This is a genomic window from Clostridium sp., from assembly GCF_034179595.1.
GTDB lineage: Bacteria > Bacillota > Clostridia > Clostridiales > Clostridiaceae > Clostridium.
This window is the reverse complement of the sequence record NZ_JAXFPT010000079.1, coordinates 1-22531: the sequence shown is the minus strand read 5'-3', so window position 1 is coordinate 22531 and position 22531 is coordinate 1. Positions and strand designations below refer to the sequence as shown.

The 22531-nt window shown below is 28.9% G+C and carries 16 protein-coding genes; 2 read left to right on the top strand and 14 right to left on the bottom strand.

The features are described 5' to 3' along the window. Positions 1-193 precede the first annotated feature (193 nt). Entirely contained in the window at positions 194-1378 is a 1185-nt protein-coding gene (locus tag SPJ33_RS09785) for a cation diffusion facilitator family transporter (protein ID WP_321117776.1), read from the top strand. A 24-nt stretch (positions 1379-1402) separates the two neighbouring features. Here the strand turns inward: SPJ33_RS09785 and pulA are convergent, their stop codons facing one another. The 12 genes from pulA to SPJ33_RS09725 all read right to left on the bottom strand — a co-directional run bounded on the left by pulA (position 1403) and on the right by SPJ33_RS09725 (position 17234). Beyond that, positions 1403-3409, bottom strand: a complete 2007-nt coding sequence (pulA, locus tag SPJ33_RS09780; RefSeq protein ID WP_321117775.1) for a type I pullulanase — start codon at positions 3407-3409, stop codon at positions 1403-1405. A gap of 86 nt (positions 3410-3495) precedes the next feature. Beyond that, a complete protein-coding gene (locus tag SPJ33_RS09775; protein WP_321117774.1) occupies positions 3496-5514 on the bottom strand; it encodes an amylo-alpha-1,6-glucosidase in 2019 nt (672 codons plus the stop codon). A gap of 18 nt (positions 5515-5532) precedes the next feature. After that, positions 5533-7893 carry a glycogen/starch/alpha-glucan phosphorylase gene (locus SPJ33_RS09770; RefSeq protein WP_414627224.1) on the bottom strand — a complete coding sequence of 787 codons (2361 nt, stop codon included), beginning with the start codon at positions 7891-7893 and terminating at the stop codon, positions 5533-5535. Between the two features lie 2 nt (positions 7894-7895). Further along, positions 7896-9392: a 4-alpha-glucanotransferase gene (gene malQ / locus SPJ33_RS09765; RefSeq protein ID WP_321117773.1), complete on the bottom strand. Its 1497-nt coding sequence runs from the start codon at positions 9390-9392 to the stop codon at positions 7896-7898. Between the two features lie 127 nt (positions 9393-9519). After that, positions 9520-10536 (bottom strand): LacI family DNA-binding transcriptional regulator, encoded by a 1017-nt coding sequence (locus SPJ33_RS09760; protein WP_321117772.1) that lies wholly within the window; start codon positions 10534-10536, stop codon positions 9520-9522. Between the two features lie 41 nt (positions 10537-10577). Continuing rightward, positions 10578-11432: a sugar ABC transporter permease gene (locus SPJ33_RS09755; protein WP_321117771.1), complete on the bottom strand. Its 855-nt coding sequence runs from the start codon at positions 11430-11432 to the stop codon at positions 10578-10580. 3 nt (positions 11433-11435) lie between these two features. Continuing rightward, positions 11436-12317 carry a sugar ABC transporter permease gene (locus tag SPJ33_RS09750; protein ID WP_321117784.1) on the bottom strand — a complete coding sequence of 294 codons (882 nt, stop codon included), beginning with the start codon at positions 12315-12317 and terminating at the stop codon, positions 11436-11438. 109 nt (positions 12318-12426) lie between these two features. Further along, positions 12427-13644 (bottom strand): maltose ABC transporter substrate-binding protein, encoded by a 1218-nt coding sequence (locus tag SPJ33_RS09745; RefSeq protein ID WP_321117770.1) that lies wholly within the window; start codon positions 13642-13644, stop codon positions 12427-12429. A 25-nt stretch (positions 13645-13669) separates the two neighbouring features. Beyond that, entirely contained in the window at positions 13670-14779 is a 1110-nt protein-coding gene (locus SPJ33_RS09740; RefSeq protein WP_321117769.1) for a sn-glycerol-3-phosphate ABC transporter ATP-binding protein UgpC, read from the bottom strand. Positions 14780-14989: 210 nt separating this feature from the next. Continuing rightward, positions 14990-15712 carry an amino acid ABC transporter ATP-binding protein gene (locus SPJ33_RS09735; RefSeq protein WP_321117768.1) on the bottom strand — a complete coding sequence of 241 codons (723 nt, stop codon included), beginning with the start codon at positions 15710-15712 and terminating at the stop codon, positions 14990-14992. Next, positions 15699-16385, bottom strand: coding sequence for an amino acid ABC transporter permease (locus SPJ33_RS09730; RefSeq protein WP_321117767.1), 687 nt, complete (start codon positions 16383-16385; stop codon positions 15699-15701). The genes SPJ33_RS09735 and SPJ33_RS09730 overlap by 14 nt, the downstream gene beginning before the upstream one ends. Positions 16386-16421: 36 nt before the next feature. Then, positions 16422-17234 carry a transporter substrate-binding domain-containing protein gene (locus tag SPJ33_RS09725; RefSeq protein ID WP_321117766.1) on the bottom strand — a complete coding sequence of 271 codons (813 nt, stop codon included), beginning with the start codon at positions 17232-17234 and terminating at the stop codon, positions 16422-16424. Between the two features lie 226 nt (positions 17235-17460). Here SPJ33_RS09725 and SPJ33_RS09720 point away from each other — a divergent pair, with 226 nt between their 5' ends. Beyond that, positions 17461-18546: an ATPase gene (locus SPJ33_RS09720; protein WP_321117765.1), complete on the top strand. Its 1086-nt coding sequence runs from the start codon at positions 17461-17463 to the stop codon at positions 18544-18546. Positions 18547-18585: 39 nt separating this feature from the next. Here SPJ33_RS09720 and SPJ33_RS09715 read toward each other — a convergent pair whose 3' ends face one another. Both SPJ33_RS09715 and ftsH read right to left on the bottom strand, forming a co-directional pair. Further along, a complete protein-coding gene (locus SPJ33_RS09715) occupies positions 18586-20685 on the bottom strand; it encodes a HelD family protein (protein ID WP_321117764.1) in 2100 nt (699 codons plus the stop codon). A 26-nt stretch (positions 20686-20711) separates the two neighbouring features. Further along, a partial coding sequence (ftsH, locus tag SPJ33_RS09710; protein ID WP_321117763.1) for an ATP-dependent zinc metalloprotease FtsH occupies positions 20712-22531 on the bottom strand: 1820 nt, incomplete at its 5' end.

The following is a 22531-nucleotide window of genomic DNA, read 5'->3' as shown; positions in this document are numbered from 1 at the left end:
CAAACTAAATATAGATATAAAAACTTTTATATAAACTATAAATGTGTCTATTCTATAAACAATTATATAAAAATTGCACCATAATATACAATAAAATTGTCATAATAATTATTTTTATCCAAATATAAGTTTGCTTATTATTTATTGGTAAGTTAGAATTAAATTATATATTTGAATTTTGAGGGGTGATTAAATGATTTCAGATTTTCTTGTGAAAACCTTCATCAAAAATAGTGAGAACACTAAAGATAAAAAGGTTCGTAGTAAATACGGTTTTTTAGGTGGTATTGTAGGAATAATAACTAACTTAATCTTATTTATTATTAAATTTACTGTAGGTATGTTAGTATTTAGTATTGCTGTAACTGCAGATGCATTTAATAATTTATCTGATGCTGCATCTTCTGTAATAACTATAGTTGGATTTAAGATGGCTAATAGACCAGCAGATAAAGAGCATCCATTTGGTCATGGTAGGATTGAATATTTATCAGCTCTTATAGTTGCTTTTATGGTAATGCTTGTAGGAGTACAATTTGTAAAATCATCTTTTGAGAAAATATTAAATCCAGAACCAACCCAATTTGAATGGGTTCCATTTATATTACTTATAATATCAATTTTTCTTAAACTATGGCTTTCAAGATTTAATAAGTTTATCGGTGAAAAAATAAATTCATCTGCATTAAAAGCATCATCTGTTGATGCTCTAGGTGATGTATTTACTTCTACATCTGTTGCTATATCTTTACTTGTATCTAAGTTCACATCATTCCCTATAGATGGATATATAGGTATAATTGTAGCTTTAGTTATAGTTTACTCTGGATTCTCTTTAGTTCGTGAAACTATTAATCCTCTTCTTGGGGAAGCACCAGATCCAGAACTTGTAAAAGATATCGAAAGTATGATGTTATCTTATGATAATATAATAGGAATTCATGATCTTATAGTTCATAATTATGGTCCAGGTAGATGCATGGCTTCTGCTCATGCTGAAATTCCATCTGATATTGATGTTATAACAATACATAATATTATAGATAAAGCTGAAAGAGAAATATCAGAAAAATTAAATATATATTTAGTTATTCATATGGATCCTATATGTTTATCAGATGATGAGATAAAAAAAGCATACAAAGAAGTTGAAAAGATTATAAAATACAATCCACTAATAAAATCAATGCATGATTTTAGAATAGTCGGTGAAGGCGATGAAAAAAATCTTATATTTGATGTTGTTGTATATTCTAAATCATTAAATAAATTAATGAGTGAAGATCAATTAAAGAATGACATAACAAAATCAATAAAAGAATTACATCCAAATTATAACTGTATAATTACAGTAGATTATGATTATGCTTCTAATTAAAAAAGAGGGTTTAAACCCTCTTTTTTATTCAATAATTAATATATTTGCACTTCTTCCACTTACTAATATATTATTAGTTATATTTTCTTCTATTCCATTTTCATTAATTTCATTTTCATTAGCAATTAACTTCCAAATTCCACTTGGCAAATTTATATTTAATTTATCTTTATTAGCATTAAATACAACCATTATCTTTTTGAATTTATCATTTAATGAACTGCAATCAATCGTATATGCAACAACATTTCTTTCTTTAACATCTAAAAATCTTAAGTTTTCTCTTATATCATCTGCATTATCCATTCTAAATGCTTTATGATTTTTTCTTAAATTTATAAGTGATTTATAATATTCAAAAACATCACTATATTTTTCTTTTCTTTCCCAATCTAATTTATTAACTAAGTCGCTTGAATTATAACTATTTTCAACTAGATTTCCTTTTTCATCTCTCTTAGTTCTTAACATTTCTTCTCCAGCATGAATAAATGATATACCTTGTGAAGTTAGAATTATTGCAGAAATAAGCTTATTCATTTTTATACGCTCTTCTTCTGATTCTCCCTTAGTTGTTATACAAAGCTTGTCCCATAATGTATAGTTATCATGTGCTGATGCATAATTAACTGTTTGATATGGTTCATTTGCCCAGAACTTATCTGAATATATAACCTTTGAATAATCTATTTGATTATGATTTATAGATGCTACTATCCCACACTTTATTGTTTCTTCAAAACCTTGTCCATTATTTACAAAGCCTGGTTTATCAGAAATAAATACATCTCCCTTAACTCCATCTCTCATATCATCACTAAATGCTGCTATTTGAAGTTTATCATATTGAATTGTGTTTTTCTTTAAAGCTCTATCATTTTCTGGTAGTGGAGTTTCTCCTCCTGTCCAACCTTCACCATACATAATTATAGATTTATCTATCTTATTAAGCTCTTCTCTTATAAGCTTCATAGTTTCAACATCATGTAATCCCATTAAGTCAAATCTAAATCCATCAATATGGTATTCTTTAGCCCAATATATAATTGAATCTATCATAAACTTTCTAAACATTTTTCTATCTGATGCAGTTTCATTTCCACATGCTGACCCATTTGAGAAGTTTCCATTTTTATCTTCTCTATAATAATAATATGGTACCACCTTATTAAATAATGAGTCATTTGTTGCGTATGTATGATTATAAACTACATCCATTACTACTCTTATGCCTTGCTTATGAAGATTTAATACCATTTCTTTAAATTCTTTTACTCTTATATCTCCATCAAAAGGATTAGTTGAATATGAACCTTCTGGAGAATTATAATGTTCTGGATCATAACCCCAATTATACTGCATTTCATTTAATTTTGTTTCATCTACTGATTTATAATCAAATGTTGGAAGTAAGTGTACATGAGTTATTCCAAGTTCTTTTAAATGATCTATCCCTGTAGATACTCCATTTCTTGTTTTTGTGTTTGATTCCCATACACCTTTATACTTACCTTTAAAGTTTGATCCTGAATTTTCATCTATAGAAAAATCTCTTATATGCATTTCATATATAATTGAATCAGTTGGAGATTTTAAACTAGGTTTCTCATCACTATCCCATCCTTCTGGATTAGTTTCATCTAAATCTAATACCATTGAATACTGTCCATTTGCAGATACAGCTTTTGAATAAGGATCAGTAACCACATTTACACTATTACCTATCTTTATTTCGTATCTATAATACATCTTATCTAAATCTTCATTTATTTCTACTGCCCATACATTTTCTGTTTCATGCATTTCAATAGATTTTATACTATGAAACTCATTTGAGTTTTTATCTTTACAGAATAATTGTAATCTTACCTTTGATGCTACTGGAGACCATAATCTAAATATAGTTTTTTCCTTTGAATATATAGCTCCTAATTCTAAATCTGAACAATATTTCTCTTCAAATTCTTTTGAATTAAATATATCTCTTAATTCAGATTTTTTACTTCTATCATATATCTCTTTTATATTCATAAACCCACACCCTTAAAATCTTACTTTTAAAAGTCCCATAATCATATTAGATACTCTCTTAATCTTAATGATTATAGGACATCATTTTATTTATTAAATATATTCTTTCTTGCTTGTTTTAAATTTTTATCATTTCCTCTTATGCATTCATGATATACTCTTAACATTTCTCCTACACCCCAAGCTTGATTATAACATCCTCTTGGATTATGAGGTGAAGTGCCATCAAAAATTTCAGCAATTCCACCAAGACATTGATCTTCTATATGAACTTCCATTTCTTTAAGTGCATCATCTACAAATTTTATAGATTCTTCTGAGTAATCATGTACTTTGCAATATCCACTTAAAAATGCTCCTAATGGGAATGACCAAACTGTTCCTTGATGATATGCCATATCTCTATCTATAAGCTTACCTTCATAAACAGGCTTGTAATCTTTATGATCCTCACTTAAACTTCTAAGACCAAAAGGAGTATATAAAGAATCATAAATCTTATCTATAACCTTAATTTCCCTTTCTCTAGGAAGCATAGTAAATGGTAAAGATATAGCCCAAGCTTGATTTGGTCTTATAGATGGATCACTTTCTTTATCATTTACTACATCATAAAGACATTCTTCATCTTCATTCCAAAACTTTTTGTTAAATGAATCTTTAACTTTTTCTGCAAGATCTTCATATCTTTTATATTCTTCATCATTAAATTCTTCTGCAATTAATGATGCTATCTTTAATGCATTGTACCAAAGAGCATTTATTTCAACAGGCTTACCATGTCTTGGAGTAACAACTATTCCATTAACTCTTACATCCATCCATGTAACTTGGTCTAGCCCATCCCCTGCCATGATAAGATAATCTTCATCCATCTTTATAGAGAAATCTGTTCCTTCTATATAAAATTTAATGATATTCTTTATTGTTTGATATAGCTCTTCTTTTACAAATTCCAATTCCTTTTTATCATTTTTATATAATAGATACATATAAACTGCATGTATATACCAAAGTGATGCATCTACTGTATTGTAGTAAGGTTCTTGTCCAAAGTCAGGAAACATATTTGGAATTAGACCATTTTTTTCATATATACTAAAGCTCTTTAAAATATCTCTAGTATCATCAAGCCTACCTGTACACATTCCTAAACCAGTTAATGAAATCATGGTATCTCTTCCCCAATCTAAGAACCATGGATATCCTGCAAGAATAGTTTTACTATCTATTGAATCTCTATCAACTATAAAATGATCTGCAGATATTGGAAGATATTTAGCTAATGTTCTATCATCATCAAAAGTATTTCTTAAACTTTCGATTCTTTCTTCTTCTTTTCTTATTATCTCTTTAGGATAGAATTCTTTATCATCTTCAAGAGTGCATACTAAATAAAATTTCTTTTCTGTATATTTATCAATGCTAACAGTAAACTCTCCTGGAACATAATATCTATCTAAATACTTATCACCTGTTGTTTTATCTACATCATAATAAACTTCATCAGTTATAGTAGATTTTTTAGATGATACCTTACCATCTGAAACAAATAGTCTTATATTTAAATCATTTTTAAGTTCTGGAATAAGATTAAATCCATCATCTAAATCCTTCTTTTCAAATTTTAGATTTTCTTCTTTGCTTACCTTTCCAGGATCTCTAAAGGATAAAAATGGTTTAAGAACAAGACTTCCCCCATCTTTATTTGCCTTAACTGAATACTCTATTATTGCTGTATTTTTTTTATTCTGTAAAAATACTCTCTTCTTTATCATATTACCATTTATAAAATAAGTGTATTCTGGTATTCCATCATAAGAGAAGCTTTGAAGGTTTTTATAACCTTCAATAACTTCATTTTTATACTTAGTTGTTGTTAGTGGATACTCTGTTTCATTTAAAATAAACTTCTCACAAACTTTAGGTAATATCATATATCTTTCATCTGGAGATTTAAGTGCTGCCACTAATATTGAGTGATATTTTCTACTATTTGCACCTATTATTGTACTGCCTGAAAAAGCACTTCTTCCATTTGAAAGCATCCATTCTTTTTCAATTCCTATTTCATAGCTTTTAAAACTATTTTTTCCAAACCTCATAATAAATTCTCCTAGATGCTATTTTGTATTTTTAGTTTGATTTATTTCCCATATATCTCTGCTATATTCTAATATAGTTCTATCTGAAGAGAATACACCAGCATTAGCAACATTTTCAAAGCACATCTTAGCCCACTCTAATTTATTTTTATAAGTTTCAAATACTCTTTCTTCAGTATCTTTAAATGCCTCAAAATCTGCTAATAAGAAGTATTGATCTCCTTCTTTAACTAGTGAATTATATAAATCCTTAAATAATCCAGTTCCACCATCACTAAATGTTCCATCTATTAAAGAATCTATAGCTCTCTTTAGTGAAGGATCTTTTTCATAAAATTCCTTACAATCATACTTATCTTTTAATTCTTCTATTTCTTCAACCTTTAATCCAAATATAAAGTTATTTTCTTCTCCACTTGCTCTTACTATTTCAACATTTGCACCATCATAAGTACCAAATGTAGGAGTTCCATTTAGCATAAACTTCATATTACCTGTACCTGATGCTTCTTTACCAGCTGTTGAAATTTGCTTTGATAAATCTGCTGCTGGGAATAATTTTTCTGCATAAGAAACTCTATAGTTTTGTACAAATACAATCTTTATTTTTCCATCTATATCTTTATCATTATTTACAAGATTTGCAACTTCATTAGTAAACTTTACAATAGCTTTTGCTCTCTTATATCCTGGAAAAGCCTTTGCTCCATATATAAATGTTACCTTTGGAATATTCTTATTTGGATTTTCCTTTAATCTATAATAAAGGTCAAGAACATATAATGTATTTAATAATTGTCTCTTATATTCATGCAATCTCTTTATTTGAATATCAAATATTGAATTTGGATCTATTTCTACGCCTTCTGTTTCTTTGATATATTTAGCAAGTTCTTCTTTCTTTTCATGCTTTATTTCCATAAGTCTATTTAAAACTTTTTCATCATCTTTAAACTTCTCAAGCTCTTTTAATCTATCTAAATCCTTAACCCAAGATTCATCTCCTAAAAGCTCAGTTATAAATGATGATAATTGTCTATTACATAATCTAAGCCATCTTCTTGGAGTTATACCATTAGTCTTATTTTGGAACTTTTCTGGATATAACTTATACCAATTATTAAGTTCAATATCTTTTAATATATTAGTGTGTAATTCTGCAACACCATTAACAGCAAAGCCTACATGAATTGCAAGGTTTGCCATTCTAGTTACTCCATCTTTAATAATTCTAAATTCATCTATTTCTTTTTTTGAATAGTTCTTTTCTTTTAATTCACTTATAAATCTTTCATCAATCTCTTCAATTATTTCTACTATTCTAGGGAATAGTTTTTTCATTAATTTATTGTCCCATTTTTCAAGAGCTTCTGCTAATATAGTGTGATTAGTATATGCAAATATACCTTTTGTTATATTAAGTGCTTTATCAAATGACATATTATATTCATCTACTAATATTCTTATAAGCTCCGGAATTGCAAGTACTGGATGAGTATCATTTAATTGAACTGCATGGAATTCTCCTAAATTTTCAAAATTTTCTCCATGAAGTCTTATATGATTTCTAATTATATCTTGAAGTGATGCACTTACTAAGAAGTATTGTTGTCTAAGTCTTAATAATTTTCCGTCTTCTACATCATCATTTGGATATAATACTCTTGATATATCATCTGCTCTATTTTTAAGTTTAACTGCATCATCATATCTACATTCATTAAATGCTTTAAAATCAAATTCTTCTATTGGTTCACATTTCCATAATCTTAAAGTATTTATATTTTTGCTCTTATACCCTATTATTGGTGTGTCATATGGAATTGCTCTAACATCCATATCTTTGAATTTAACTATTACCTGTTCTCTATCTTTTCTTATGCTCCAAGGATCGCCATAAGTTAGCCAATTATCTGCACACTCATATTGGAATCCATTATCAAAATATTGTTTAAATAGGCCATTTGAATATCTAATACCATATCCTCTTAGGGGAATTTCCATAGATGCTGCTGAATCCATAAAACAAGCTGCAAGTCTTCCAAGTCCTCCGTTTCCAAGAGCTGCATCTTCTTCAGCTTCTTCAATAGCATTTATATCTATATCCAATTCTTTAAGTGCCTTCTCAACTTCTTCATAAACTCCTAAACTTATAAGATTATTTCCAAGTGCTCTTCCCATTAAATATTCAGCTGATAAATAATAAGCTTGTTTACCTTTTTCATAAAACTCTTGTGTATTATTCCAATCATCTACTATAGTTCCCATTAAAGCTGATGAAAGACTTGAAAATATTTGTCCTGGTTCAGCATCCTCTAAGCCAACGCCATATTTAATTTTTAACTCTCTCTCTATACCTCTTTTTAATTCATCTTTCAACTTTATAACCTCCCATATAATTTTGTTAAATCATATAATCTTTTAGCTAACTCATCAGTTAATTGACCTTCTTTTATTCTCCATTGCCAATTTCCACCTAAGATTGAAGGTGTATTCATTCTAGATTCACTTCCAAGTCCTAATAAATCTTGCATAGTAGCTATTGCTAAAAAGCTTACAGATCCCCAAATTCCTCTTACAAATCCAAAGCTTTTTCCTTCTTCTTCATTTAATAATAAATACTCATTAGCTTTTTTAATTTCTGAATCTGAATTATTATTTTCAAACCATCCACAAATTGTGTCATTATCATGTGTTCCTGTATAAGCTACAGAATTATTTATATAATTATGAGGTAAATCAGTACTATCATCTCCACCAAATCCAAATTGAAGCACTTTCATTCCTGGGAAACCAGTTTCATCTCTAAATTCTATTACTTCATCAGTCATAAATCCTAAGTCTTCTGCGATTATATTTACATCTCCTAATGCTTCTTTAATGGCATTAAATAATTTTATTCCAGGACCCTTAACCCATTCTCCATTTTCTGCTGTTTTATCACCATAAGGTATTTGCCAATAAGATTCAAATCCCCTAAAGTGATCTATTCTTACCATGTCATAAAGCTTAAAGCTTTCTCTTATTCTAAGGATCCACCAACTATATCCATCTTCTTGCATTTTATCCCAATCATATATTGGATTCCCCCATAATTGACCTGTTACTGCAAAGGCATCTGGTGGACATCCAGCTACAACCTTTAATGTATTATCTTCATTTACTTTAAATAACTTTGGATTACTCCACATATCAGCACTATCTTCTGCTACATATATTGGAATATCTCCTATTATTTCAATGCCTTTAGAATTTGCATATTGTTTTAGATTGTTCCATTGCTTAAAGAACGTAAATTGAATGAAATTATAATATTCTATCTTATCTTTAAGCTGTTCTTTATATCTACAGATAGCTTCTTCTCTTCTATCTCTTATATCTTCATCCCATTCTTTCCAAGAAACTAATCCAAAGTGCTCTTTTACAGCCATATATAAGCTATACTCTTCAAGCCAGAATTTGTTTTCTTGCTTGAATTTTTCATATTCAAATCCTCTATACTCAATTAAATTTTCAGTTTTGAAATTCTCATATGCTTTCTTTAATATTTCGTTTCTTAGATTGAATATTAAACCATAATCTACTCTCTCTGGATTTTCTCCAAAATTCTTAAATTTATAGTCATTTTCATGAAGAAGACCTTCATCACATAATATTTTAAAATCTATAAAATGTGGATTTCCAGCAAATGCTGAAAAACATTGATAAGGTGAATCTCCATAACTAGTATGACCAAGCGGTAGTATTTGCCAATACTTTTGTCCTGCCTTTACAAGAAAATCTACAAATTTATAAGCTTCTTCCCCCATGGAACCGATTCCGAATTCTCCATTAAGAGATGATATATGCATTAAAACCCCACTACTTCTTTTTTTCATAATTCTGTACCCTCCTAAAGTTCATAACTTTTTAAATCTCATTTTTTTATATATTCTAAAATTAATTTCTAACACTGTATTACTTATTTTTTTCTCTATAATAATATTATTTAGTACATATTTATATTCATAGTTTTTTACAAGATTGTCTTTCAACTAATTTTGTATCTAACACTATATGTCTATTTTCTGACTTATTATTTATTAAACTAAATAATATATCTGCACTTTTTTCTGCTATTTCTCTTCTTGGTTGTATTACTGTTGTTATTGAAGGATTATAAAATTCTGATACCTCCATACCATCAAATCCAACAACTGATATCTCTTCCCCAACTTTTATATTGTTATCTATCAATGCTTTTATGCATCCAGTTGCCATAATATCTGATATGCAGAAAATAGCATCTATTTCTTTATTGTTTTTTATAAGTTCTTTTGTGGCATTATAAGCGCCTTTTGCACTATATTTGCCATAGATTATATAATTTTCTTTAACTTTAATATTGCTTTTTGTTAATGCATCAATATATCCTCCAAGTCTCTCTGATCCAAGACCTGCATCTTCTTTTAGGCCAAGGATAATTGCAATATTTTTATGTCCTGTATTTATTAGATATTTAGTTGCATTAAATGCTGATTGTGATTGCCTTATTCCTATTGAGGAAAAGTCGCTTATCTCTGTATCATAATTACAATTTGCAGATGCTAATACTAAAGGGATATCTATGTCCTTAAAGATATCTTTATGAATTTCTTTTATATCGCAACCTAGATATATTATCCCTTTAAGTCTTCTCTCTTTTTTAAATTCAATTAGATTTCTAACTTCAGCATCTCCATTTTCTAAGTAATCAGTGTGCCTAAGCACCATAGTGTATCCATTTTCACTTATCTTATTGCTTATTATATTTATCATTTCTGAGAAAAATGGATTAAATACCCCTCTTACTAAAATTCCAATTGTATTAGTATTGGATTTTTTTAAATTTCTTGCACTATTGTTAGGCACATAATTACTCTCTTTTATTATTTTCTCTATCTTTTTTCTTGTCGCATCCTTTACATCTGGATGATTGTTTATAACTCTTGATACAGTTCCAATTCCCACACCAGCAATTTTAGCTATATCATTAATATTCATATCTTCTGCCTCTTAAAATTTCTATTATTAAAATATAAAGATTACTCTTTAACTGCTCCTGCAACCAATCCTTTTGATACAAACTTTTGAATTGATGCAAACATTATCGCAAGCGGAATCGTTGCCATTACAGATGCTGCTGCATATGCAGTCCAGTTTGCTGAAACTCCACTATCCATAAATGACTTTAATCCTATTACTAAAGTCTTAACGCTTGGATCTTTAAGTAATGCTGCTGATAAAATAAATTCACCAAATGTTCCAATGAATGAGAAGAAGAATATAACTACAAGCATTGGTTTAGTTAATGGGAATATTATTTTTCTAAATATTTGTCCATGTGTAGCTCCGTCAACGAAAGCTGATTCATCAAGTTCTTTTGGTAAGCCTTGAATATATCCTTTCATAAGCCATATGTTGTAAGCACTAGCACCACACATCATTATAACTAAGAAGTATAAGTTATCCATTCCCCATGGAAGCTTATATGCAATTCCTAAGATAGCTGGTAATGCCATAGAAGCTGGGAACATTTGAAGTATTAAAAGAAACATAAGACTATATTTCTTACCAGTAAATCTTAATCTACTGAATGTATAAGCTGCTGGTAATGTCATTAAAACTTGAGCTACAGCTACAAGCAAACATACCTTAAATGTATTCCATACCCATAATAAGAAGTCAGTTTCTTTAAGTACATATGCATAATTTTCAAAAGTTATTTTACTTGGTAATATACTACTTTGAGTAAAGCTTGTACCTTCTGAAAGAGACGCTGTAACTATTGCAAGTACTGGGAATAGCACAACTAATATACTAACCCAAATAAATATTCTACTTAACCAAAGCGTAATTTTTTCTGATTTATTTAATCTTTTCTTATACTTTAAATCCATTTATTAGTCCACCTCCTTGAATTGACCTGATGCCTTCATTTGGATAAATGCTATAGTTCCTACTATTACAAATAGTATTATTGAAAGCGCTGCTCCTAAATCAAATCTACCAAATTGAAGTGTCATTTTATATGCTGCTGATCCTAAAACATCAGTATATCCTGCAAATGGTGAGTCCGGTCTTACAGGTCCACCACCTAATAAAAGATATGCTGCTGTAAAGTTACCAAAATTAAATGACCATGATCCAATTAAAAGTGGAAATGCAGTATTTGCAAGAGATGGTAATGTTATTTTAAAGAATTTTTGAATTGGTGATGCTCCATCTATACTTGCTGCTTCATAATAAGTTTCAGGAATCGCCGCAAGAGCTCCTATACATACATTCATCATATATGGGAAACCAAGCCATATACTTATACAAACTATTGCAGTTCTTGCTGCCCATGGCTCTGTAAGCCACATTATAGGTTCTGATATTATATGAAGATTCATTAATATTGCATTTATAGCTCCATATTGACTATTTAAAAGTCCTGTGAAAGAAATTATAACTATAGTCGCTGGAAGTGCCCATGGTATTACTAAGAATGCTTTATATATAGATGATTCTTTCATATTTTTGTTAGATAAAACTAGTGCATATATTAGCCCTACAAAAAATCCACCAAATGTTATTATTGTTGTTGAAATTACTGTCCATACAAATACAGGGAAAAATACTTCTTTTAATGGCCCTGTTATAATATCTTTAAAATTCTTAAGTCCAACAAAACTCCATCCTGTATTAATTGTCTTTATATTATAGTTAGTAAATGCAATTACTATAGTACATATAATAGGAAGTACAGTTAATATAAGCATACTTATTAGCGATGGTGACATAAACTTTAAAGCTCTTAGATTGTCTTTATATGTTATCTTCTTTTTACTCACTATACTCACTCCTTAAATTAATAAAGGAGGGAAAAGTCCTTCCCTCCCTTTCTCAATATTATTGTCCTTGTGCTTGGATACCTTTTTCAATTGCACTAACTACATCTTTTCCTACTGTTTCTGGACTTTCACCTTTATATAATCTTGTAATTTGGCTAGTTGCATTCCATACAGCTTGCATTTCTAAGATATTTGGCATAGGTATTGCACTATTAGCTTGTTCAATGAATCCTTGGAAGTATTGGTTATCTTTAACAGTTTGTGAATCCGCTACAGTTTTTAATACTGGAATTCTGTTACCTGCTTTTAATAAAGCTTCTCCTTCATTATCAACTATATGCTTTAATAAATCCCATGATAAATCTTTGTTTTGTGATTTTGAACTTACCATAGCAGTTTGTACACCTAAGAATGATTTATAATCTCCACCTTTTATTGTTGGAATTTTAGCTACTCCAAAGTTTAATCCTGCTTTTTCAAATTGAGCTACATCCCATGGTCCTGAGATATAGAAAGCTGATTTACCATCTTTAAAGTTTGATGATGCTATATCACCAGTTATATCAGCTGGCATTAATTTTTCTTTTAATACTAAGTCTTGTAAGAATTGATATCCTTCTTGAGATCCAGCATTAGCAAGACCTATATCTTTTACATCATAGTTTCCTGATTTTCCACCAAAGATATATCCGCCATATGATTGAATAATTCCACCTGTTATATAGAAGTTACCTAAATCAATTTGGAATCCATTATCATTTTCTTTTGCTACCTTAATTAAATCATCCATAGTCTTAGGAACTTCTTTTACTTTATCCTTGTTATAGAATAATGCTACTGATTCTTGTGCTAGTGGAACTGCATAATTTTTCCCTTCAAATGATGTTGCTTCCCAAACACTTTCGCTTGTATATTTATCTTTATCAAATATACCATCTGGTACTTCTTCTAATAAACCAGCTTCTTTAAATGATGCTAGGTTATCATGTGGCATACCTATATATACGTCTGGTCCCTTACTTGAATTTGCAGCTTGTAAATAATCTTGGAATTCACCTTCATCATTTACAACTTTTACAGTGTTTCCTGTATCTTCTGCCCATTTTTTAGCTGAATCTTCAATAACTTTCATTTCATCTTCTTTTACTTTTGTCCAGATAGTTATTTCCTTTCCATCTGTTGAAGAAGCATTTTCTGATGAACTTCCACATCCTACAAATAATGATCCTGTTACTGCTACAGCCATAAGACAAGCAATAAGTTTCTTTTTTACCATTTTTAAATCCCCCCACAATTAATTCTTAAAAAATAGTTACTTGAGTTTCTTTATTGAAAGCATGTATATCATTGATATCAAATGCTATTTCTAACTTTTCTCCTATTGCCTTTTCTACATTACCTTGTGCTTTTATAACAATACTTCTTTCTCCAACCTTAACATGAATATACATTTCTCCACCTAGGTTTTCAGTTAACTCAACTGTACCTTCAAATTTTAAAATATTTTCTCTATTCATATCTTCAGGCATATATAATATTTTCTCTGGTCTTATACCTATTATTAAATCTAAATTATCTTTTTTTACTTTCTTTAATTTTTCTGATCTTTCTTTTGATAATTCTATGATTTTATTATCTATATTTATATAAGCTTGTTCACCCTTAAATTCAGCATTACCATATAAGAAATTCATTTGAGGATTTCCTATAAATCCAGCAACAAACATATTTACAGGGTTATTATATATTTCAGTTGGCGTAGCAACTTGCTGAATTTCCCCGTCCTTCATAACAACTATTCTAGTACCAAGTGTCATGGCTTCTGTCTGATCATGTGTTACATAAATAAATGTTGTATTTAACTCTTTATATAACTTTGATATTTCTATTCTCATTTGAACTCTTAACTTAGCATCTAAGTTTGAAAGTGGTTCATCCATTAAAAATACTTGTGGATTTCTAACTATAGCTCTTCCCATAGCAACTCTTTGTCTTTGTCCACCTGAAAGCGCCTTTGGTTTTCTGTCTAATAAATGTTCAATATCTAATATCTTTGCTGCATTTCTTACCTTTTCATCTATTTCATTTTTAGGAACCTTTCTAAGCTTTAATCCAAATGCCATATTATCGTATACTGACATATGTGGATATAATGCATAATTTTGGAATACCATTGCAATATCTCTATCTTTAGGAGCTAAATCATTTACTAATTTATCTCCAATATACATATCGCCTTTACTTATATCTTCTAGTCCTGCAATCATTCTTAAGGTTGTAGACTTTCCGCATCCTGATGGTCCAACAAAAACCATAAACTCTTTATCTTTTATTTCTAAATTAAAATCTTTTACTGCGTTAAACCCATTTTCATAGATTTTATAAACATCCTTTAAAACTACTCCAGCCATATTAACCCCCCATAACTTTAGAAACATTTCCAAAAACCCAAAAATTTATACCAATAATTTGAAAACGTTTGCCGATAACATAATATTATCATGTTTAATTTACATTTTCAACCATTTATTATAATTTTTTCTTAATTTGTAAAAAATAATTTTTTATTTTATAAAAATAAAAAGAAGAGTTTAAAAAATTCTTCTTTTTGTTAAAATTTTCTATAATACTTTCGATAAAAAATCTTTAGTTCTTTGATTTTTAGGATTGTTAAATATCTCTTCTGGAGTTCCGCTTTCTAAAACTTTTCCTTCATCAATAAATAAAACTCTATCCCCTACTTCTTTTGCAAATCCCATTTCATGAGTAACTATAACCATAGTCATACCATCATTTGCAAGAGACTTCATTACATTTAAAACTTCTCCAACCATTTCAGGGTCTAATGCTGATGTAGGTTCATCAAATAACATCACATTAGGCTCCATAGCTAATGCTCTTGCAATTGCAATTCTCTGTTTTTGACCACCAGAAAGTGAATTTGGATATGAATCCTTTTTATCTAAAAGTCCAACTTTCTCTAAAAGTTCTTCTCCTTTTTTTATGGCTTCATCTTCTTTCCATCCCTTTACCTTAACTGGTGCCATTATTATATTTTCCATTACTGTTTTATGTGGGAATAGATTAAATTGCTGAAATACCATGCCCATCTTTTCTCTAATTTTATTTATATTAACCTTTTTATCCATAATATTATTGCCTTCAAATATTATTTCTCCACTTGTAGGCTTTTCCAAAAGGTTTAAGCATCTTAAAAATGTACTTTTTCCTGATCCTGAAGGTCCTATTACAACAACAACTTCACCTTTTCTTATATTCTCATCTATTCCTTTTAATACTTCATGTTTTCCAAAGCTTTTTTTAAGATCTTTAACGTATATCACCGACCTTTAACCTCCTTTCAAAATATGTCATTAACCTTCCAAGTGAAAAAGTCATAATAAAATATAATACTGCTATTACCATAAGTGGCTCAAAAACTAAATAAACAGAACCTTTTACTATATCCGCACTAAACATTAATTCTCCAACACCAATAAATGATGCCATTGATGATTCTTTTATTACTGCAACAAATTCATTACCTATTGCTGGCATAATGTTTTTAACAGCTTGAGGAATTATGACCATCTTCATAGCTTGTACTTTTGTCATGCCTAAGCTTCTAGCAGCTTCCATTTGTCCTTTATCTACTGCATCTATACCAGCTCTTATAATTTCTGATATATATGCACCTGAATTTAATGAAATTGCAATAACTGCAGCTGTAAGTGGATTAAAATCTAATCCAAAAAATAATGCTGATCCAGAATAAACCATAAGAATCTGTAATATCATTGGAGTTCCTCTAACTATCTCTACATAAATAGTTGCAATCCAATTTAACGGCTTAAACTTTCCTATCTTTAAATTAACATTTTTCATAAAATATAAAATTGATCCAAATATAGTACCAAAACATACTGCTATAAGTGATATAATTAATGTCATTTTGGCTCCTTCTAAAAATACTGGAAAATATTTAGGGAGGAAGCTAAAGTCAAATTGATATCCCATTTTTAAAAACCTCCTTTTTTAAAGCCTTAAAACTTACTATTTTTCATTTATTTGTTTTGAAGATAATTCATTAGCTTCTACTATAAACTTATCAAGTTCCCCATTATCTTTTAGTTTTTTTATTGTTTTATTTACTTGCTCTACTAATTCTTTTTGACCTTTTTTAATAGCAACTGCATTTCCACCTGATTCATCTTCAAATTGTATATCTGATAATGATAATTCATTATTAGTTTTAATTGCCATTTCTCCAACTGGTTTTTCAGTAACTAAAGCATCGATTTTGCCTGATTTAAGTTCTAATATTAAATTATTAACATTAGATAAAAGAGTTGGGTCTTTAGCCTTTATAACATCTGTAGTTATATCAGCTTGAGTTGATCCCATTTGCGCCCCTACCTTAGCATTTTTTAAATCTTCCACGTTTTTATACTTACTTAAATCACCTTTTTTAACTAACACAGAATGTTGTGCTGTATAATATATATCTGAAAAATCAACCTTTTTTGCTCTTTCTGGATCTGGATTCATACCTGAAATTATCATATCAATTTGCCCAGCTGATAATGCTCCAAGTAATGAATCGAATTTCATTTCTTTAATTTTTAATGTTTTCCCCATATCTTTTGCAATCTCTTCAGCAAGTTTAACATCGAAACCCACAATCGTATCTTTTCCATCTATCATTGCATGGAATTCATACGGTGCATAATCTGCACTTAATCCAACTACTAACTCATTACTATTTTCATTTAAAGATTTATTTTTGCTTCCACATGCCATCATGCTAAGCGACATTGCTCCAACTATTGATATTGCAAATATCTTTTTTAATAATCCTTTTTTCATATATTATTGCCCCCTTTTTATTTGCAAAACTTAATTAATAAACTTGTTATAAGTATACACATAAATTTATATTTATGCAAGTATTTTTTATATTTTTCTTTATTTTAGAATTTTTATGCAATATTTATGCATATATAATGAATATATAACATTTGTAATCAGTAACAAATATATGCAAAATAATATATAATATATTATTTAAATTAATAATTACGAGGATTATATTATGAAAAAGATTAAGAATAGACATATGTTTCTTGGTAATAATACATCAAAAGGATTTTATTCATTATTTAAGAATTTAATTACTCAAGAAGATGCTAATAGAATAATATGTTTAAAAGGTGGACCTGGAACTGGAAAATCTTCTTTAATGAAAAAACTAGCCTTTTATTTTAAATCTAAATCTTATACTGTAGAAGAATATCATTGTTCTTCAGATGATCAATCATTAGATGCAATGTTAGTTAAAGAATTAAAGGTTGCAATACTAGATGGTACTGCACCTCATTCAACTGACCCTGTAACTCCTGGTGCTGTAGATAAAATAATTGATTTAGCTAAAGCTCTTAATCATGAAAATTTAATCAATAATAAATTTGAGATAATAAATATAGGAAAAGATATAAGCGAAAGCTTTAATAGAGCATATACTTTCTTTAATGCAGCTAGTAAAGTTTATCTAGATTGGAGAGAAATAAATAATAAGTCTTTAGATAAAAATTTAGTTGTTAAACTAGAATCAACTTTAAAAGATTTAGTTATTCCTAAAAGTTCATCATGTATATTTGGAGGAGAAAGACATACATTTGCTACAGCATTTACCCCTAATGGCATAGTTTCATTTACAGAAAATTTAGCAGATTCAGTTGAAAATTTATTCATATTAAAAGGAGAACCTGGCTTTTGTAAAAGTAATGTATTAAAATCACTTGGAGAATTTGCTCAAAAATCTGGTCTTTACGTAGAGTATTATCATCATCCATTATTGCCTGATGATATAGAGCACATAATTATTCCCGAAAAAGATATTGGAATATTTACAGAAAACCAAATATCTAATGTTAATTTAAAAGGTACAGTTTTTGATATGTCATCTTTATCTGATAAAAAAACTCGCATTAAATATAAAGATGAATTAGATTTTGATAAATGTGAATTTGATATTCTGTTAAATAAAGGACTTTCATTAATTACCGAAGCTAAACTTCTTCATGATAAGCTTGAAAAATACTATGTTAACAATATGGACTTTAACGTAGTAAATAAAGTTTACGATGAAATCATTTTAGAATTTGAAAAGTTTAAATAAAACAAAATAAAAAATAAAAAGAGCCTTTTTAGACTCTTTTTATTTTTTATTTTGTTTTATTACAGATAATCTATGAAGCGCTCTGGTACACATAATATACTTAACAAGATTTGGTGTTTCTTCTTCATCTTCTAGCATTATTACTCCATCAAACTCTAATCCTTTTGCAAAATAAGCTGGAATAAGTACTTTACCACCTCTATAAATTATGTCATTTCTATCAAAAGTAAGTATTTTAACTTTTCCTTTTAACTTATGAGATATATCCTTAAGGTCTTCTTTATTTTTTGTTATAACTGCTATACTTTCAAGACAATCTTCTTCATAATCTTCAATTATTGAAGTTATTGTATCTATTGTCTCTTCTATACTTTCAGTTTCTTCTTCAAGAACTTTTTCTCCATTTCTAACTAGTGGAACTATTCTTTCTTCATCTAAGAATTTACTTGCATATTCCATTATTTCTTGAGTTGATCTATAACTCTTATTTAAAGAAAACTCTAAAACATTATTTTCAAATATATCGTCTAGCTTTAGCATTGCAGGAATTTCTTTAGTATCAATAAGTCTTTGATTACTATCTCCAACTATTGTACAACTCTTGCAACCAGTTAACTCTTTTAAGACCATAAATTGCATATAATTATAATCTTGAGCTTCATCTATTACAAGATGCTTATATTCTTTTTTAGTCTTCTTTCCATTAAGTTTAATCATTAGATAAAGTATTCCAGCAAGATCCATATATCCTAAAGCTTCAGTACTTGTAACTCTCTTATATATGTCTATAATATCTTCATGAAGAATCCATTCATCAAGTCTATCTCTTGCATTCATTACTTCTCTAACTATTTCTCTTATTCTTATTCTTCTTTGGAAATCTAAATTATTTTTTTCAAATATAAGCTCTTCTTCAGTTAATTCACTTACCTTTTCTTCTATTTCTTTATTTAACTTCCAAACTAACTCATCTCTTTTATCCTTTATCTTTGAAGTTAATATTCTCTTTATCTTTTCACTTCTTCTAAATAAAGGCATATATGCATAATGCTTATTAAATAAATCTTGTATCTCTTCCTTAGATACTATTTCTTCATCAAAGAATATAACAGGTTCTATGTTAAAGTAATTTTCATCCATATCTTTAACTATATCGTTAAGCTTTGTAACAAAATCTTTAGAACTCTTTTCTTTATATTCTTCAAGAGCTTTTTCATTTCCCTTCATAGCTTCTTCTATATAATAAGCAAATTCAGTTACATCTTCTTGTAGTCCTATCTCTCTTTTAGCAAAAGCTTCGAATGTCATATTATCAATTCCATCTTCTCCAAGTGATGGTAATACCCCTGCAATATAATCCATGAATATATCATTTGGTCCTAATATAAGTACCTTATCACCAAATTGCTTTCTGAAATTATATAGTAAATATGACACTCTATGAAGTGCTATAGTTGTTTTACCTGATCCTGCAACTCCGTTTACTACTACTGCTTTATCCTTAGGAGCTCTTATTATTTCATCTTGTTCCTCTTGTATAGTCATAACTATATCTTTAAGCTTTTCACCTGAGTTACTAGTTAAAACCATTTGTAAAATATCATCTTTCACATCTACAGCTGAATCAAATATACCTTTAAGCGTACCATTTTTAATAATTAACTGTCTTCTCTTTAATATATCTGTTTCTATATCTCCAACAGGTGATTCATATGAAGCTTTTCCAAGGCTTCCTTTATAAAATAATGATGCAATAGGAGCACGCCAGTCTACTATAACTGGCTCATATGTTCCTTCTCTAGTTAATCCAAATCTACCAATATAAATCTCTTCTGGATTTCCATCTTCTAAAAAGTCTATTTTCCCAAAGTATGGATTTTCTTTAAGAGTAGTGTATTCTTTAAGTTTTCTATCTATATTTTTATAAGCTTCTTCTTTAACATAAGCTTCATGATCAAAATATTCTAGTACTTTATCTTCATCATCTTTATATTCTTCTATAACTTTTTTTCTATAATCTAAGATATATTCTGTAATATACTTTCTCTTATCTATATAGTTTAATATTTCTTCATTTAATATATTTAATGTGTTTTCTAAGCGTTGTTCTTCCATTAGGAAATCTAGGTTATTATTCAAGAGCTCTACATCTCCTTTTTAATTTATTATTTTTCTGAACCACTTTGTTCTTTTGAAGAACCCTCATCATCATTCTCATCTGTTATACTAGTTTCAGCTATGATTTCATCATCTTTATTTTTATCATTTTCTTCATTGTTTAGAATAGTATTTTCTTTTTTTATTTCTCTATTCCTATCTATAATCATTTTTTCTTCTTTTCTAGCTTCTTCTTTTTCTCTCTCTTCTTTTTCTCTTTTAGCTTTCATTTCTGGATATTTTTTATAAACTATTTCCATAAATTCATCACCAAAGATAGTTTCTTTTTCAAGAAGAACATTTGAAATTTCATCAAGAAGATCTCTATTGTCATGTAATAGCTTTCTAGCTTTTCCATGAGCTTCTCTTATAATTTTTAAGACTTCTCTATCTATCATAGTTGAAGTTTCTTCACTACAGTTTCTTACTGCTCTACCATCTAAATATCTATTTTGTATTGATTCAAGAGCCATCATATCAAATTCCTCTGTCATACCATAAACAGTTACCATACTTCTAGCTGTTTGTGTTGCTTTTTCTATATCATTTGATGCCCCTGTTGAAACTAAGTTAAATACTTCTTCTTCAGCAGATCTTCCACCAAGCATTACTGTTATTTGATTTAATAATTCATCTCTTGATATTAAATATTTATCTTCTTCAGGTAATTGCATAGTATATCCAAGTGCACCCATTGTTCTTGGAACTATTGTTATTTTATGAACTGGGTCTGCATTATCTAAAAGTGCTGCAACTAAAGCATGACCAACTTCGTGGAATGCAACAGCATTTCTTTCTTTAGGTGATAATATTCTATCTTTCTTTTCTTTACCTGCTATTATATCTTCAACTGCTTCTCTTAAGTCATCTTGTATAACTTCTTTTCTGCCTTCTCTTACAGCTCTAAGTGCTGCTTCATTCATTATGTTTGCAAGGTCAGCTCCAACAGCACCTGGAGTACTCTTTGCAATTTCTCCTAAGTCTACATCTTTACTAAGTTTTATATCTTTAGCATGAACCTTAAGTATAGCTTCTCTTCCTGGGAAATCTGGTCTATCAACTATTACTCTTCTATCAAATCTACCTGGTCTTAATAATGCTTTATCAAGTATTTCTGGTCTATTTGTAGCAGCAAGTATAACTATACCTTTTGATGAATCGAATCCATCCATTTCAGCAAGTAATTGGTTAAGAGTTTGTTCTCTTTCATCATTACTTTGTAATTGACTATCTCTGCTTTTACCAACAGCATCAATTTCATCTATAAATATTATACATGGTGCTTTTTCAGCAGCATCTTTAAATAATTCTCTAACTCTCTTAGCTCCAGCCCCAACGAACATTTCAACGAAGCTTGAACCTGATATTGAGAAAAATGGAACTTTTGCTTCTCCTGCAACTGCTTTTGCAAGAAGAGTTTTACCTGTACCTGGAGGTCCTACTAAAAGAGCTCCTTTAGGTAACTTAGCTCCTATTTCAGTATATTTTTTAGGGTCATTTAAGTAATCTATAACCTCTACTAGAGATTCTTTAGCTTCCTCTTGACCAGCAACATCATTAAAAGTTACTCCAATTTCATCTTCCATATAGACTTTAGCATTGTTCTTACCAAATGGCATCATACCTCCGCCCATTTTTCCAGACATTTTTGAGAATACGAATTTCCACATAAATATTAAGAATAGGAACATTAATCCATACATTACAATTGTATTAATGAATGGTGAATATGTTGGGTTTTTACCAACAAAAGTTACACCTGCATCTTTTAATTCTTGTATTAATTGTGGATTATTGATATTCGGTGTATAAAGTGATTTACCTTTGT

What these genes read in the sequence shown, in the direction of transcription:
- pulA (WP_321117775.1), bottom strand. Translation starts at nt 3,409, where the DNA reads ATGAATATAAAAGAGATATATGATAGAAGTAAAAAATCTGAATTAAGA.
- SPJ33_RS09775 (WP_321117774.1), bottom strand. Translation starts at nt 5,514, where the DNA reads ATGAGGTTTGGAAAAAATAGTTTTAAAAGCTATGAAATAGGAATTGAA.
- SPJ33_RS09720 (WP_321117765.1), top strand. Translation starts at nt 17,461, where the DNA reads ATGAAAAAGATTAAGAATAGACATATGTTTCTTGGTAATAATACATCA.
- SPJ33_RS09785 (WP_321117776.1), top strand. Translation starts at nt 194, where the DNA reads ATGATTTCAGATTTTCTTGTGAAAACCTTCATCAAAAATAGTGAGAAC.
- SPJ33_RS09740 (WP_321117769.1), bottom strand. Translation starts at nt 14,779, where the DNA reads ATGGCTGGAGTAGTTTTAAAGGATGTTTATAAAATCTATGAAAATGGG.
- SPJ33_RS09730 (WP_321117767.1), bottom strand. Translation starts at nt 16,385, where the DNA reads ATGGGATATCAATTTGACTTTAGCTTCCTCCCTAAATATTTTCCAGTA.
- SPJ33_RS09725 (WP_321117766.1), bottom strand. Translation starts at nt 17,234, where the DNA reads ATGAAAAAAGGATTATTAAAAAAGATATTTGCAATATCAATAGTTGGA.
- SPJ33_RS09750 (WP_321117784.1), bottom strand. Translation starts at nt 12,317, where the DNA reads ATGTCACCATCGCTAATAAGTATGCTTATATTAACTGTACTTCCTATT.
- SPJ33_RS09745 (WP_321117770.1), bottom strand. Translation starts at nt 13,644, where the DNA reads ATGGTAAAAAAGAAACTTATTGCTTGTCTTATGGCTGTAGCAGTAACA.
- malQ (WP_321117773.1), bottom strand. Translation starts at nt 9,392, where the DNA reads ATGAAAAAAAGAAGTAGTGGGGTTTTAATGCATATATCATCTCTTAAT.
- SPJ33_RS09755 (WP_321117771.1), bottom strand. Translation starts at nt 11,432, where the DNA reads ATGGATTTAAAGTATAAGAAAAGATTAAATAAATCAGAAAAAATTACG.
- SPJ33_RS09760 (WP_321117772.1), bottom strand. Translation starts at nt 10,536, where the DNA reads ATGAATATTAATGATATAGCTAAAATTGCTGGTGTGGGAATTGGAACT.